Origin of the sequence: Herbaspirillum lusitanum P6-12 (assembly GCF_000256565.1) — a bacterium.
GTDB lineage: Bacteria > Pseudomonadota > Gammaproteobacteria > Burkholderiales > Burkholderiaceae_D > Herbaspirillum > Herbaspirillum lusitanum.
In genome coordinates, this window is sequence record NZ_AJHH01000390.1 from 1 (window position 1) to 417 (window position 417).

The window sequence follows — 417 nt, forward strand, 5'->3', positions numbered from 1 at the left end:
AGATCATCGACATCAACATGGGTTGCCCGGTCAAGAAGGTATGCAACAGCTGGTGCGGTTCGGCCCTGTTGCAGAACGAAAAGCTGGTCGGCCGGATTCTCGACGCAGTGGTGAACGCCGTCGACGTGCCGGTGACGCTGAAATTCCGCACCGGCTGGAATCGGGAAAACAAGAATGCCCTGGCTATCGCCGCCATGGCGGAACAAAGCGGCATCGCCATGCTAACGCTGCACGGCCGCACGCGCGCCGACGGCTATAGCGGCGAAGCCGAGTACGAAACGATTGCGGCCGTCAAGGCGGCGGTGAAGATCCCGGTGGTCGCCAACGGCGACATCACCACGCCCGAGCGCGCAAAACACGTGTTGACGGTGACCGGCGCCGACGCCAGGCGGTGGCGACGCTGCAGGGCAAGGACGT

At 63.5% G+C, this 417-nt stretch carries 1 protein-coding gene; it reads left to right on the top strand.

The window, feature by feature from the left end:
* Positions 1-417: tRNA dihydrouridine synthase (locus HLUSI_RS0112425; RefSeq protein ID WP_016834283.1), on the top strand; the 417-nt coding region annotated here is incomplete at both ends.